11 protein-coding genes are annotated in these 12,883 nt (G+C 69.4%); 9 read left to right on the forward strand and 2 right to left on the reverse strand.

Annotated elements, in window-relative coordinates:
• Nucleotides 1–122 precede the first annotated feature (122 nt).
• Nucleotides 123–2,321 carry a hypothetical protein gene (locus tag ACZ6DL_RS15245; protein ID WP_466051496.1) on the forward strand — a complete coding sequence of 733 codons (2,199 nt, stop codon included), beginning with the start codon at nt 123–125 and terminating at the stop codon, nt 2,319–2,321.
• A gap of 114 nt (nt 2,322–2,435) precedes the next feature.
• Nucleotides 2,436–4,208, forward strand: coding sequence for a dynamin family protein (locus ACZ6DL_RS15250; protein ID WP_466051498.1), 1,773 nt, complete (start codon nt 2,436–2,438; stop codon nt 4,206–4,208).
• A gap of 148 nt (nt 4,209–4,356) precedes the next feature.
• Here the strand turns inward: ACZ6DL_RS15250 and ACZ6DL_RS15255 are convergent, their stop codons facing one another.
• Nucleotides 4,357–6,357 carry a glycoside hydrolase family 15 protein gene (locus ACZ6DL_RS15255; protein ID WP_466051500.1) on the reverse strand — a complete coding sequence of 667 codons (2,001 nt, stop codon included), beginning with the start codon at nt 6,355–6,357 and terminating at the stop codon, nt 4,357–4,359.
• Between the two features lie 112 nt (nt 6,358–6,469).
• On the opposite strand from ACZ6DL_RS15255, the gene ACZ6DL_RS15260 reads away from it, so the two are divergent.
• Entirely contained in the window at nt 6,470–6,736 is a 267-nt protein-coding gene (locus tag ACZ6DL_RS15260) for a hypothetical protein (RefSeq protein ID WP_466051502.1), read from the forward strand.
• A gap of 16 nt (nt 6,737–6,752) precedes the next feature.
• Here the strand turns inward: ACZ6DL_RS15260 and ACZ6DL_RS15265 are convergent, their stop codons facing one another.
• Complete coding sequence (locus tag ACZ6DL_RS15265) at nt 6,753–6,902, reverse strand: hypothetical protein (RefSeq protein ID WP_466051504.1); 150 nt, start codon at nt 6,900–6,902, stop codon at nt 6,753–6,755.
• Between the two features lie 136 nt (nt 6,903–7,038).
• Here ACZ6DL_RS15265 and ACZ6DL_RS15270 point away from each other — a divergent pair, with 136 nt between their 5' ends.
• The 6 genes from ACZ6DL_RS15270 (at nt 7,039) to ACZ6DL_RS15295 (ending at nt 12,770) form a co-directional block, all read left to right on the forward strand.
• Nucleotides 7,039–7,128, forward strand: a complete 90-nt coding sequence (locus ACZ6DL_RS15270) for an Ms4533A family Cys-rich leader peptide (protein WP_312038717.1) — start codon at nt 7,039–7,041, stop codon at nt 7,126–7,128.
• A 207-nt stretch (nt 7,129–7,335) separates the two neighbouring features.
• Nucleotides 7,336–8,382: a sulfate ABC transporter substrate-binding protein gene (locus ACZ6DL_RS15275; RefSeq protein ID WP_466051507.1), complete on the forward strand. Its 1,047-nt coding sequence runs from the start codon at nt 7,336–7,338 to the stop codon at nt 8,380–8,382.
• 126 nt (nt 8,383–8,508) lie between these two features.
• Nucleotides 8,509–9,309 carry a sulfate ABC transporter permease subunit CysT gene (gene cysT, locus ACZ6DL_RS15280; RefSeq protein WP_174315480.1) on the forward strand — a complete coding sequence of 267 codons (801 nt, stop codon included), beginning with the start codon at nt 8,509–8,511 and terminating at the stop codon, nt 9,307–9,309.
• Nucleotides 9,306–10,112 (forward strand): sulfate ABC transporter permease subunit CysW, encoded by an 807-nt coding sequence (gene cysW, locus ACZ6DL_RS15285; protein ID WP_466051509.1) that lies wholly within the window; start codon nt 9,306–9,308, stop codon nt 10,110–10,112. The genes cysT and cysW overlap by 4 nt, the downstream gene beginning before the upstream one ends.
• On the forward strand, nt 10,109–11,104 hold the full coding sequence (locus ACZ6DL_RS15290) for a sulfate/molybdate ABC transporter ATP-binding protein (protein WP_040865543.1): 996 nt from the start codon (nt 10,109–10,111) through the stop codon (nt 11,102–11,104). The genes cysW and ACZ6DL_RS15290 overlap by 4 nt, the downstream gene beginning before the upstream one ends.
• A 559-nt stretch (nt 11,105–11,663) precedes the next feature.
• On the forward strand, nt 11,664–12,770 hold the full coding sequence (locus ACZ6DL_RS15295) for an Hsp70 family protein (RefSeq protein WP_466051511.1): 1,107 nt from the start codon (nt 11,664–11,666) through the stop codon (nt 12,768–12,770).
• Nucleotides 12,771–12,883: the final 113 nt, after the last annotated feature.

The following is a 12,883-nucleotide window of genomic DNA, read 5'->3' on the forward strand; positions in this document are numbered from 1 at the left end:
GTGGCATTCTCTCCAGTCCTGGAGAATGTGACAGGCGAGTATTCCCGAAATACTGTTGGGGTGATCTTCACTCGGTCGGACCGGCGCGGTGAGGATGCTGGACAATCGAGAGTGGAGCTTCTATGACGCGTGATCTGCCCTTCGACGACGACACCGAAGGCGCCGACCGCGCAGGCGACACCGCCTACCGGGTGGCCACCGGCGTCGCACGGGTCGCGCGAGCGGGCGCCTATGTCACCGGCGGCGCCCTGGTGGCCGCCAACGGCGGCGGCGTCCCCGCGCAATCGGGCGAATCCCGCCTCGACAGCTGGCACACCGGCTGGGCGCACAGCACCGATCCCGATCCCGATCAGCCGAGCCCGGTGATCACCTTCCCGGACCCGGTGGTCGAGCCCGCGCCGTTCTCCTCGCACGGCGCCAACAGCCCGGTCGCCCATGGAAATCCGGCCCCGGTCAACCCGGCCCCCGGGTTCACGTTGCCCGGCACCGGCGCAAGCCCCGCGGGATCGCTGCCCTCGCTCGGCGACTACAGCGGTACCGACGCCGGAATGCCGCTGCCGACGCTGCCCGGCGGCGAGTCCGGCGCACACGGGATGCAATTGCCAGGACACTCCGGAGGCGGTGTCCCCGGGCTCGGCGGCATCCCCGGCACGGACGGCGGTTCCGGATCCGGATCGACCATTCCGGGGACCGAGGGCAACACGTCCCACGGCTTCTCGTTGCCCGGCGTCCGGTCCGAGGCAGCGAACGATGTCGACGCACCCGGCGGCCACGGGTTCGGCCTGCCCGGCCACGGACTCGGCCAAGCCGGGCACGGGTTCGGCCTGCCCGGCTCGAACGGCTTCGTCGCGCCCGGCTCCACCGTCTTCGACCTGCCCGGAAACAGCGGCGTCGGCGCGGCGCCGACGACGGCGGACGATCCGTTCGACGGCGTCGGCGCGGGCAGCGATCTGGGGGCGTTCGTCGGCACGCAGTGGCAGGTCGACTTCGGGCTCGGCCCGAACGGGATCTACTTCACCTCCGAGATGAAGGTCGATATGGCGGTCGGTCACGTCGGCGATCAGCTCGACGAGTACACCGACTGGCTGGCCGACGGCATCCACGTGCCGGACGGCATCGATCACCCGGTCACCGAACCGCATGGGCCCGGCCATCCCGGACTGCTCGGTGGACTCACGTCACCGGGCTCGTCCGCGACGCAGTCGTCGGCGGCCTCCGGCGTCGCGCAGTCCTCGCCGGCGGGCGTGGCGCAGTCGTCGGGCGTCGCGCAGCCGCTCGCGGCCTCGGCGCCGGTCGCTCCCGCCGCTACGGTCGCGCCTGCGGCGTCGGTGGCTCCTGCCGTCGCCCCGGCGCCCGCACCCGCGGCAATCGCCGCCGCTCCGGTCGTCGCGGCCACTCCGCTGCAGACCACGATCCAGCCCGATGTCGCCTCGACCCCGATCGCGAATGTGTTCGCCGCGCCGGAAGGGCCGTCGGTGCTGACCGCTCCGGCGGCCGCCGTCCCCGCGCTGTTCGACGCGGTGCGCCCGACGCCCGCGGTGAAGCCCGCACCGGTGACCGACGCGCATCCGTCCCATTCGACTCATCCGACCCAGCCGCCCGTGTCGACGGTAACGCTCCCGACGACGATCGTGCAGACCACGCCGACGCCGAGCGTTCCGGGCGATGCCAGCGCCCCGTCCACGCCGAAGACGCCGGATATCGACGTCACGAAGCTCCCCGGCGCGACCACGGCGCCGCACGGCGGCATCACCACCGCGCCGGACGGGCCGACCACCAAAACCCCGGGCGCGACGGTCACCCAGACCCCGGCGCCGCATGCCCCGACCACTCCGGACGACGACGTGACGACACCGGGCGGCGGCACCGGCCGCCCCAGCACCGGCGGCACCTCGCACGACACCCCGCCGACCAACCACCTGCCGACCGACGACGTACCGACCGTCAGCAGACCGGCGCAGCCGACGTATACGGCCCCGGACCAGCCCACCTACACCGCGCCGGACCAGCCGACCTACAGCGCCCCCGCGCACGCTCCCACCGTCGAGCCGTACACTCCGGCGCCGACCTTCAACGCTCCCGCGCCCACCCAGGCACCGATCAAGCCCCAGGTGATCGACCCGAAGCCGCACGGCATCTCGGCGCCGCTCATGGTGGACCACTCGGCCGATTCCGGCTTCCCGGTCGCCGAGCACACCTACGATCACTCCGCGCTGACACTGGCCTCGGGCGGCGGCCTCTCGAGCGCCCTGCTGCCGGAATCGGCCATGGCGGAAACGCATCACTACGCGTCGGATGTGTCGGACATCTCATTGATGTAGCCGGGCCGCGAGCGGATCCGAGGACTGCGGAGGGACCGCAGGGGGTACCAGAACGAAAGTCACCGAGAGTAAGGAGGAGGGTTGTCTGCCGCTGCCGGGCTGAAGGCTGCGACCGTGAAACATCCGGACGCGATGGCCCCGCTCATCCGAATACTCGACGAGCTGCGGGAGACGGCCCGATCCGCGGGACGCGACGACCTCGGCAGCCGATTGGGCATGGTCCACGCCAGGGTGAGCGATCCCCGGGTACGGCTCGTGGTCGTCGGCCATCCGAAGAACGGCATGAGCACGCTGGTCAACAGCCTGGTCGGCGCCTCGGTCAGTGCGACGAACAGCGATCTGAGCGTCCCGGTGATCGTCGAATACGGGCCGGAACCGACCGCGACGCTGGTGCGGCAGACCGAGTACGGCCGCACCGAACGCCAGTCGGTCGACCCGCTCGATCCCGGTCCGGCGCTGGCCACCCAGGGCGTCGTCCGCGCCGAGTTCACCCAGCCGAGCCCGTTGCTCGCCGACGGTGTCGTCGTCATGGACGCACCGGGTGCGCTGGGCGACAACCGCACCACCTGGTCGATGATCGCCGCGGCCGACGCCGTGCTCTACGTCGGCGACGCCGGTACCGAGCTGACCATGGAGCAGATCGCCGAACTGGAGCGCATCCAGCAGATCTGCCCGACCGTGATCTGCGTGCTGAACAAGATCGACGTGTTCCCGCACTGGTCGCGCACCCAGCAGCGCAACCGCGAACTGCTGGACTCCGCGGGACTCGGCTTCGCGGTGGCGCCGGTCTCCGCCGAGCTGCACCGGCAGGCCGGGCTGACCGGTGACTACCAGCGCGACATCGAATCCGGGGTGCCGCAGCTGATCGATCACCTGCGCGACTACGTGGTGGCCCGCGCGGACGCGGTGGCGTTGGAAGCGGCGGTCCAGGACATCCGCCTTGTCTGCGACCACCTCGCGCTGACGCTGCGCACCGAGGCCGAGGCGCTGCGCGACCCGCGGCGACGGGCCGAGATCACCGATCAGCTGGCCCGCGCCCGCGACGAGGCCGACCAGCTGCGCCAGCGCACCGCGAACTGGCAGGTCACGCTGGTCGACGGCGCGACAGAGCTGATGGCCGACATCGAGCACGACCTGCGCCACCGGCTGCGCAGCCTGATCCGCGACGCCGAGACCGAGATCACCCAGACCGATCCGGCGCGCCGGTGGAAGGAATTCGGGGCCGATCTGGACGCGCGCATCTGCGAGGCGGTCGAGGAGAACTTCGCCGTGGCGCATTACCGCTCGATGGAGCTGTGCGAGCAGGTGGCCGCCAAGTTCCCGGCCGACAACCGGACCCCTCCGCTACCGGACCTGCGCTTGGCCAACCCGGGGGAAGTGCTCGAGGCGGTGCAGCCGCTGGAGCCTCTGGAGAGCGCGAAAGCCGGTGTAACCCAACAATTCCTGACCGGTTTGCGCGGCTCCTACGGCGGCATCCTGATGGTCGGTCTGGCCACCAGCCTGCTGGGCATGTCACTGGTGAACTGGTACTCGGCGGGCGCGGGCGCGCTGCTGGGCGTCAACGCGCTGTGGGACGACCGCAAGAACCGCAAGCTGCGCCGCCGCGCCGAGGCGAAGGTCGCGGTCGCCCGCCTGATGGACGACGTGATCTTCCAGGTCGGCAAGGAGTCGCGCAATCGCTTGCGCGCCATGCAGCGGGTGCTGCGCGACCACTTCACCGACATCGCGACCGAGGTCTCGCGCGCCGCGGACGACGCGCTGCGGTCGGCCGAGGAGAACTACGGCAAGTACGGCGACCGCAGGCCGGAACGAATCGCCGACCTCGAGGCGCGACTCGGCAAACTGCGCGTGCTGCGCTCGGAGGCCGACGCACTCGTCTCCGTCTAGGCCGTTCCCGGCCGGGGTCAGGCCGGGGGCCCTGTGGTGTCGGATCGGGGACTGCCAGTATCAGACCGGGTGCCCCGGCGGTGTCGGATCGGGGCGTCCCGATATCAGACCGGGTGCCCCTGAGGTGTCGGATCGGGGCCTCCCAGTATCAGACCGGATGACCTTGCGGTGTGTGCGCGGGCTGGAATCGGCCCGCGTGCCGGGAAGATTCGGCGCGGATCACGTGGGTGACGGCGTTGATCAACGCCAGGTGGGTGAACGCCTGCGGGAAGTTGCCGAGGTGACGGCCGCTGCGCGGATCGATCTCCTCGGCGTACAACCGCAGCGGGCTGGCGAAGCCGAGCAGTCGCTCGCACAGGTGCCGGGCCCGCTGGATCTCCCCGATCTCGACCAGCGCGGAGACCAGCCAGAAGGAGCAGATGGTGAACGCCCCTTCCGTGCCGCTCAAACCGTCGTCGGTGGTCTCGGTCCGGTACCGCAGCACCAAGCCGTTCTCGGTGAGCCGGTCGGCGATGGCCAGCACGGTGGCGCGCACGCGGTCGTCCTCGGGCGGCAGGAAACGGGTGAGCACCACCAGCAGCAGCGAGGCGTCCAGGGTGTCGCCGCCGTAGACCTGGGTGAACACGCCTTCGGAGTTGACGGCGTTGGCCAGGACGTCGGCCTTGATCTCCTCCGCGATCGCGTACCACTCCTCGGCGTGCTCGTACTGGCCGTGCAGCTCGGCGAGTTTCGCGCCGCGATCCAGCGCGACCCAGCACATCACCTTGGACGAGGTGAAGTGCTGCGGCTCGCCGCGCACCTCCCAGATGCCCCGGTCGGGCTCCTTCCAGTTCTCGATGGCGGCGTGCACCTGGCGGACCAGCAGCGGCCACAAGGTCTCCGGCACCTGCTGGCGCGACTTCACGTGCAGGTACACCGCGTCGAGCATGGTGCCCCAGATGTCGTGCTGGTCCTGCCGGTAGGCGTTGTTGCCGATGCGCACCGGCCGCGACTGGTCGTAGCCGCCGAGGTGATCGAGGATGATCTCGTCGAGCTGTCGTTCGCCGCCGATGCCGTAGAGCACCTGCAGCGGCACCGGCTCGCCGTTCTCGCCGGTGGTCGCGTCGTTGAGGAACGCGAAGAAGTCGTCGGCCTCTCGGTCCAGACCGAGGGTGTACAGACCCCACAGCGCGAAACTGGAATCGCGCACCCAGGTGTAGCGGTAGTCCCAATTGCGTTCTCCACCAGGAGTTTCCGGCAGGGAAGTGGTCGGTGCGGCCATCAGGGCGCCGGTCGGGGCATAGGTGAGGCCCTTGAGGGTGAGCGCGCTGCGCTGCAGGTAGTTGCGCCACGGGTGATCGGGGAACTTGCCGAGGGTGATCCACTGGCGCCAGCACTCGGTGGTCTGCCACATCTTGTTGGCGGCCTCCTCGAAGGTGCGCGGCGCGGGCAGTTCCGACCAGGTGAGTGCGACGAACACCTCGTCGCCCTCCTTCATCCTGGTGCGGGCGCGCGCCTCCCTGCCCTCGAGTCCGAGGCGGAGATCGGTGGTGAGCACCAGCGTCGGCCCGGCGCTCGGATCGTCGCTGCGCACCGCGGTCGCCTCCTCGTACACCTTGCCGGTGTATTCCCAGCGAGCGGTGGCCCGGTGGTAGTCGAACGCGGGCTCGCAACTCACCTCGAGCTCCACCGTCCCGTTCACGCACTTCACCGTGCGCAGCAGCTGATGCTCGGCATCCCAGTCCATCGGGGTGCGCCGATGGGTCTTGCTGCGCTGATCGTTGTTGTGCCAGGGCCCGAGCACCAGCGCGTCGCGCACGACCAGCCAGCCGGTGTCGGTCTGCCAGGTGGTCTCCAGGATCATCCCGCCGGGCAGGTAGCGGCGCGCGGCGGGCACGTTGACGCCGTAGGGACCGACCCGGAAGTGACCCGCGCTGCGGTCCAGCATCGCCCCGAAGATGCTCGGCGAATCCGGCCGCGGCACACACATCCATTCCACCGCGCCGTTGCTGGCGACCAGGCAAGTGGTCTCGCAGTCGGACAGGAAGGCGTAGTCGTCGATCGGCGGGTAGGCGCCGTGACGGTGCGGGTAGGTCTCGCCCGTGGGCTCGGCCAAGCTCGTCGGCAAGCCGTCGGAGTCGTTGAGGGTGAGGTCATCGGAGGACGCCATACCCCAATCTTCGGGCCGATGGGCGCCCGGCGTCCACCGCGCGGCTTCCCCACTGCGCCGCCGTGGCCGACGGACTCGTGGAGCCGGAAGGCGAACCGACTAGGCTGGAGCCGTGCATCGCATCGCAGGTTGGTGGGACGGCTTCGAGCTGTGGGTCGCGGGGCTGCCGTTCATTCCGCAGTTCCTCGTGGTCCTCGTCGGCATGGTCCCGATCAGCTTCGCCATCGCCTACGGGCTCGATCGCGTGCTGCGCGCCGTCCTGCGCATCCTGGATCGCCGGTACGGCGCCCACCCTTCGCCGGTGCGGCCGGCCCCGGCCGGCGCGCCGGTGATGCTCGAACCCGAGCAGCGCACCCCGGTGCAGAGCGGGGTGCGCTGATGCCTCGGTCGCGGGTTCAGCTCGCCCTCGTCGCCCTGCTGGTGCTCATCGTCGTCGCCTGGTTGATCGCCCGCTGAAGGTCGGCTCGCAATCCCGGCAGTGTGCGCAGCACCACGTCCGGCCCCGCCCAGTGACCCCGAGGTAACCAGCGCGGTGCGGTCGGCATGGCGCTCCACCTGCGGGTACTGATGCGGTGGAACTGGGCGCGTACCCGATCGGGACCGTTGGTCGTGGGATGAAACCGCCCTCTTCCTGGGACTCTTCGATTCGAACTCCGTCGTCGGCTCTGATAAAGTCTGCCCGTGTCTTCGAGCGCCGTGCCGCAGGTCCGCCATGAATTGGCGTTGATTGCTGTCGGTGATCTCGCGGTCGCGGACATCTACTGTCGCTGATCGGCAACCGGGTACGTCCGCGTCTCGTTTCCCAGTAGACCGGCGCGCTTTGCGCAGATGTGCCTGCCCTTCCCCAACGGCCCGTTGTGGCCGCTAGTCGCGCCGCTGCCGTATCGCCCGATCGGCAGGTCTGCTGAATCAAACAGATGGTCGCCGCCACCGATGTATTACCGGACAACTGGCGGTCCGCAGGAAAGGTCCACTTCGATGGCTCGCAAATCTTGGCTTTCGCCGCGTCGACGCTACAGCGCCGTTGCCCTCGCCGCACTCGCGGCGGTCGCGCTAACCGCGTGCGGCGGCGGAGCCAGCGACACGACCGGAGGAGACCGCGCGGACGGCAGCGGCGGCACGCTCAACCTGTATGCCTACGCCGTGCCGAAGCCCGGCTTCGACAAGGTGATCCCCGAGTTCAACAAGACCGAGCAGGGCAAGGGCGTCCAGATCCAGCAGTCCTACGGCGCCTCCGGCGACCAGTCCCGCAAGGTGAAGGACGGGGCCGAGGCCGACGTCGTCAACTTCTCGGTCGAACCGGACGTCACCCGTCTGGTCGACGCGGGCCTGGTGGACGCGAGCTGGAACGCCGACGCCACCAAGGGCATCCCGTTCGGTTCGGTGGTCGCGATCGTCGTGCGCAAGGGCAACCCGAAGGGCATCAAGGACTGGGACGACCTGCTGAAGCCGGGCATCGAGGTGGTCACCCCGAACCCGTTCAGCTCCGGTTCGGCCAAGTGGAACCTGCTCGCGCCGTACGCGGCCAAGAGTGACGGCGGCAAGAACCCGCAGGCGGGCTTGGACTACCTGAGCAAGCTGGTCTCCAAGGACCACGTGAAGGTGCAGCCCAAGTCCGGCCGCGAGGCGACCGAGACCTTCCTGCAGGGCACCGGTGACGTGCTGCTGAGCTACGAGAACGAGGCGATCTTCGCCGAGCGCAATGGCGACCCGATCGAGCACATCGTCCCGCCGGTCACGTTCAAGATCGAGAACCCGGTCGCGGTGCTGAAGAACAGCAAGAACCAGCAGAAGGCCGTCGCCTTCCGCGACTTCCTGTTCACCGCCGAGGGCCAGCAGGCCTGGGCCGCCGCCGGTTTCCGTCCGGTCGACCCGAAGATCGCCGCCGACTACGCCAAGGACTTCCCGGCCCCGCAGAAACTGTGGACGATCGCCGACCTCGGCGGCTGGAAGACCGTGGACAAGGAGCTGTTCACTCCGAACACCGGCTCGGTCGCCGTGATCTACGACAACGCGACCAAGTGACCGGGTGACCCCCGTTACACCGGATACTGGACGACTGTGACAGAGAGCAGTAACGCCGGGACCGCGCAGACCGGTCCCGGCGTCTCCGACCCCGCGCGCCCGGCCCGCGGCAGGCACTGGTCGTGGCTGCGCGTGACCGGCTCGGTGGGCCCGCTCGGCATCGCCACCGCGGTGCTGTGGCTGAGCATCATCGTGCTGCTGCCGCTGGCGGCGCTCACCGTGACGAGCTTCGAGGACGGGTGGTCCGGCTTCTACGACGCCGTCACCGCGCCTGCCGCGCTGGATTCGCTGCGCATCACCGTGCTGGTCTCGGTGGTGGTGGCGGTGATCAATGTGGTGATGGGCACGCTGATCGCCTGGGTGCTGGTCCGTGACGAGTTCCCCGGCAAAAGCGTCGTCAACGCGCTGATCGACCTGCCGTTCGCGCTGCCGACGATCGTCGCCAGCATCGTGCTGCTCTCGCTGTACGGTCCGCAGAGCCCGATCGACATCCACCTGAACGCCACCCAGCCGGGCCTGGTGGTCGCGCTGGCGTTCGTCACGCTGCCGTTCGTGGTGCGTTCGGTGCAGCCGGTGCTGATCGAGGCCGACCGCGAGGTCGAGCAGGCCGCGCTCTCACTGGGCGCGAACAACTGGACCACGTTCCGCAGTATCGTGCTGCCCGCCCTGACGCCCGCGATCATCAGCGGTGGCGGCCTGGCCTTCGCCCGCGCGATCGGTGAATACGGCTCGGTGGTGCTGATCGGCGGCGCCATCCCGCGCAAGACCGAGATGGCCTCCCAGTACATCCAGAAGCAGATCGAGATCGACCGGCCGGTGAACGCGGCGGCCGTGTCGGTCGCGCTGCTGGCCATCTCGTTCGCGACGCTGCTCGTGCTGCGGCTGCTCGCCGAACGCAGCGCGCGCAAGGAGCAGGCGGCCCGATGAATCTGCATCCGTTGACCCGCATCTCGTTGCGGACGGTGGCGCTCGGCTACCTGCTGGTGCTGCTGGTGCTGCCGCTGGTCATCATCCTGTATCGCACATTCGAGCGCGGGATCGGCGCGTTCGCCGACTCGATCACCACGCCCGCGGCGATCTCGGCGTTCCAGCTGTCCATCCTGATCGTCGCGATCACCGTCCCGGTGAACGTGATCTTCGGCATCGTGACGGCGCTCGCGCTGGTCCGGGGAAAGTTCCCGGGCCGCAACCTGGTCCAGGGCATCGTGGACCTGCCGTTCGCGGTCTCGCCCGTGGTGGTCGGCGTCTCGCTGATCCTGCTGTGGGGCGCGGGCGGATGGTTCGGCGGCCTGGAAGAACTGGGCTTCAAGGTCATCTTCAACCTGCCGGGCATGGTGATCGCCACCATCTTCGTCACGCTGCCGTTCGTGGTGCGCGAGGTGGAGCCGGTGCTGCACGAGATCGGCGACGACCAGGAGCAGGCCGCGGCCACCCTGGGCGCGTCGAAGTGGCAGACGTTCTGGCGGATCACGCTTCCCGCGATCCGGTGGGGTCTGACCTACGGCGTGGTGCTCACCGTGGCCCGCGCGCTCGGTGAGTTCGGCGCCGTGATCATGGTCTCCTCCGCGCTGCCGGGCAAGTCGCAGACGCTGACGTTGCTCGTGCACGGCCGGTACATCAACGACCACAACACCTTCGGCGCCTACTCCGCCGCGACCTTGCTGATGGGCATCGCCCTCGTCACCCTTCTGCTGATGACCATCCTCGAACGTAAGCGGGGCACCAAGTGATCACCGTGACCAACGCGAACAAGAACTATGGCACGTTCGCGGCCCTCGACAACGTGACCATCGACATCCCCTCCGGCGAGCTCACCGCCTTGCTCGGTCCTTCGGGCTCGGGCAAATCGACGCTGCTGCGCTCGATCGCCGGACTGGAATCGCTGGATTCCGGTGTGGTCAGCATCGCCGGACGTGACGTCACCCGGGTGGCGCCGCAGAAGCGCGACATCGGCTTCGTCTTCCAGCACTACGCGGCGTTCAAACACATGACCGTGCGCGACAACGTGGCGTTCGGCCTGAAGATCCGCAAGCGCCCGAAGCACGAGATCAGCAAGCGCGTCGACGAATTGCTCGGCATCGTGGGACTGGACGGCTTCCAGCACCGCTACCCGGCCCAGCTGTCGGGCGGTCAGCGGCAGCGCATGGCGCTGGCCCGCGCGCTCGCCGTCGATCCGCAGGTGTTGCTGCTGGACGAACCGTTCGGCGCGCTGGACGCCAAAGTCCGTGCCGACCTGCGGACCTGGCTGCGCCGGCTGCACGAGGAGGTCCATGTGACCACCGTGCTGGTCACCCACGACCAGGAGGAGGCGCTCGACGTCGCCGACCGGATCGCGGTGATGAACAAGGGCCGCATCGAGCAGATCGGCACTCCGGAGGACGTGTACGACCGGCCTGCCAACGAGTTCGTCATGTCGTTCCTCGGCGCGGTGGCCCGGCTCAACGGACATCTGGTGCGGCCACACGACATTCGCGTGGGCCGTGACCCCAGCATGGCGCTCGCCGAGCACGAGGGCACCGCGGACTCGGCGGGTGTCACCAGGGCGACGGTCGAGCGTGTGGTCCATCTCGGGTTCGAAGTACGCGTGGAGTTGCGCAATGCCGCGACCGGTGACCTGTTCTCCGCTCAGGTCACCCGCGGCGACGCCGAAGCGCTGCGGCTCTCGGACGGCGAGACGGTCTACGTTCGCGCCACCCGGATTCCGGAACTTCCCACCCACTGAGGTTTTTCGGTCAGCTGCGCTGAGAAGTTGCTGCGGTCGCTGACATTTGGGCGAGGGCTCTCTTCGCTCGGGCTGCGGTACGGAGGCCCGCCCGAGCGTCGAGGGCGGCCCGATGCGGTCGTCGCGAGGTGATCGTGTGTCGGGCCCAGCACGCGATGGTGGTGTCCACGGCTGGCGGCGGTCCGGTGTCCACGCCATCGGCTAATCGCCCGCACCGAACTGTGTGGACTCGTCAAGGGGAGTCTCCCCATGTGCAGAGGTTTCGCCGGGGAAAGTTCGGGGCGGGAACCGGAAACCGGCAAACTTCTGCCGGGCACGACCTATCCCCGCGTGTCGCAAGGAAATCCGACTGGACGGAATGTGTAGCGCTGGTGGGCCAGGTGAGCGCGTCGGCGAGCGCGGAAACGGCCCGGTCGAGCACAGGCGGCTTGCGGACAATCGGATGTCCGGACTTGGCACGAAGATCGCGGGGTGGTTGCCTAAACGACGTTCGAAGCAAATCGGCACGGCGATCGGGTGGATTGCGATGGCGGTTGGTCTCGGGTTGAGCATCGGTACGGTGAACACGGTTTCCGTTCTCGCGGAGGAAGGTTCGGCCAAGGCTCCGCCGGGGCGACGCAAAAAGCAGCGGGCGCAGCCCATCACGCGCCGGACCACGCTGACCTTCGACAGCACCGGCGTGGCCAGGGTCGGCATGATTCCCCGGCACGGGCGCGCGGTCACCGAATTCGCCGATCTCACGCAGCGTTCCAGCACATGGGCGCGGGTGGGCAACCGCGCGCTCGCACCGGCGGACCTGGTCGCCACGGTGGCCAAGTGCCTGATCGACGAGGTGGTGCGGGACCATCCGGAATGTGGAACCGGCCTCGGTATCGCGGTGACCTATCCGGCCCGCTACGCCGACGAGCAGGTGGACGCGTTGCGGGCGGCGCTCGACGGCGTCGAACTCACGCAGGTCGCCCTGGTCGCCGAACCCGTCGCGGCGGCGGCCTGGCTGGAAGCCGATCGCGGTCCGCTGATGCCGGGACTCACGCTGGTCTACGACCTGGGCGGCGCCGGGCTCGACGTCACCTTGGTCCGGGTGGGCGCGGGATGTCCGCGCAATCCGATCGTCGGCGTTCCGTTGCGTTCGACCGAATTCGGCGGACGCGCGTTCGGCGCCTTGATCGCCGAGCACGCCGGACCCGGCCTGTCCTCGTCCTCGGTCTCCGAGTCGGTCGCCGACACGATCGCCGGAGAACTGCGCGCCCGGCACGTCCGGGAGTCGCTCGAAGTGGTCTACCGCTGCTTGCGGGTCGCGGATGTCACCATGGCCGATGTCGATCGAGTCCTGGTGGTCGGCGGCGCGGCGCGCCCGGCGGAGGTGGCCGAGGTCCTCGCGGCGGAATTGGCCAGGCCGGTGATCGCGGGCGCGGACCCGGAGCGAACCACCGCCGACGGCGCCGCGATCATCGGCCGCAGGACCGCGGTCGCGGCCGAGGTGGTGGCCGAACAGCGCCGGGTCCGGCGCCGCCGCACCCGTCGGCGTGCTGCTACACGAGCCTTGATGCTGTCGCGCCGGACCCGTCGGCGGCTGGGCCGGGTGGTCGTCGTGACGAGCATGTCGGCGGTCTTCGGTTTCGGGACCTCCCTCTTGGCGGCCGGTGACGGGGTGCTGGTGAGTTAGGGCTCCGGCGAGGTCCGGGAAGAACAGGGGCCGTCCGGCGGTGCGCGTGATGAGGGCGCGCGCCGCCGGGCGGCCCTAGCAACTGTTGGGTTGACGTGACTCTCCGTTGGTGT

It is taken from the genome of Nocardia sp. NPDC041819 (assembly GCF_055590505.1).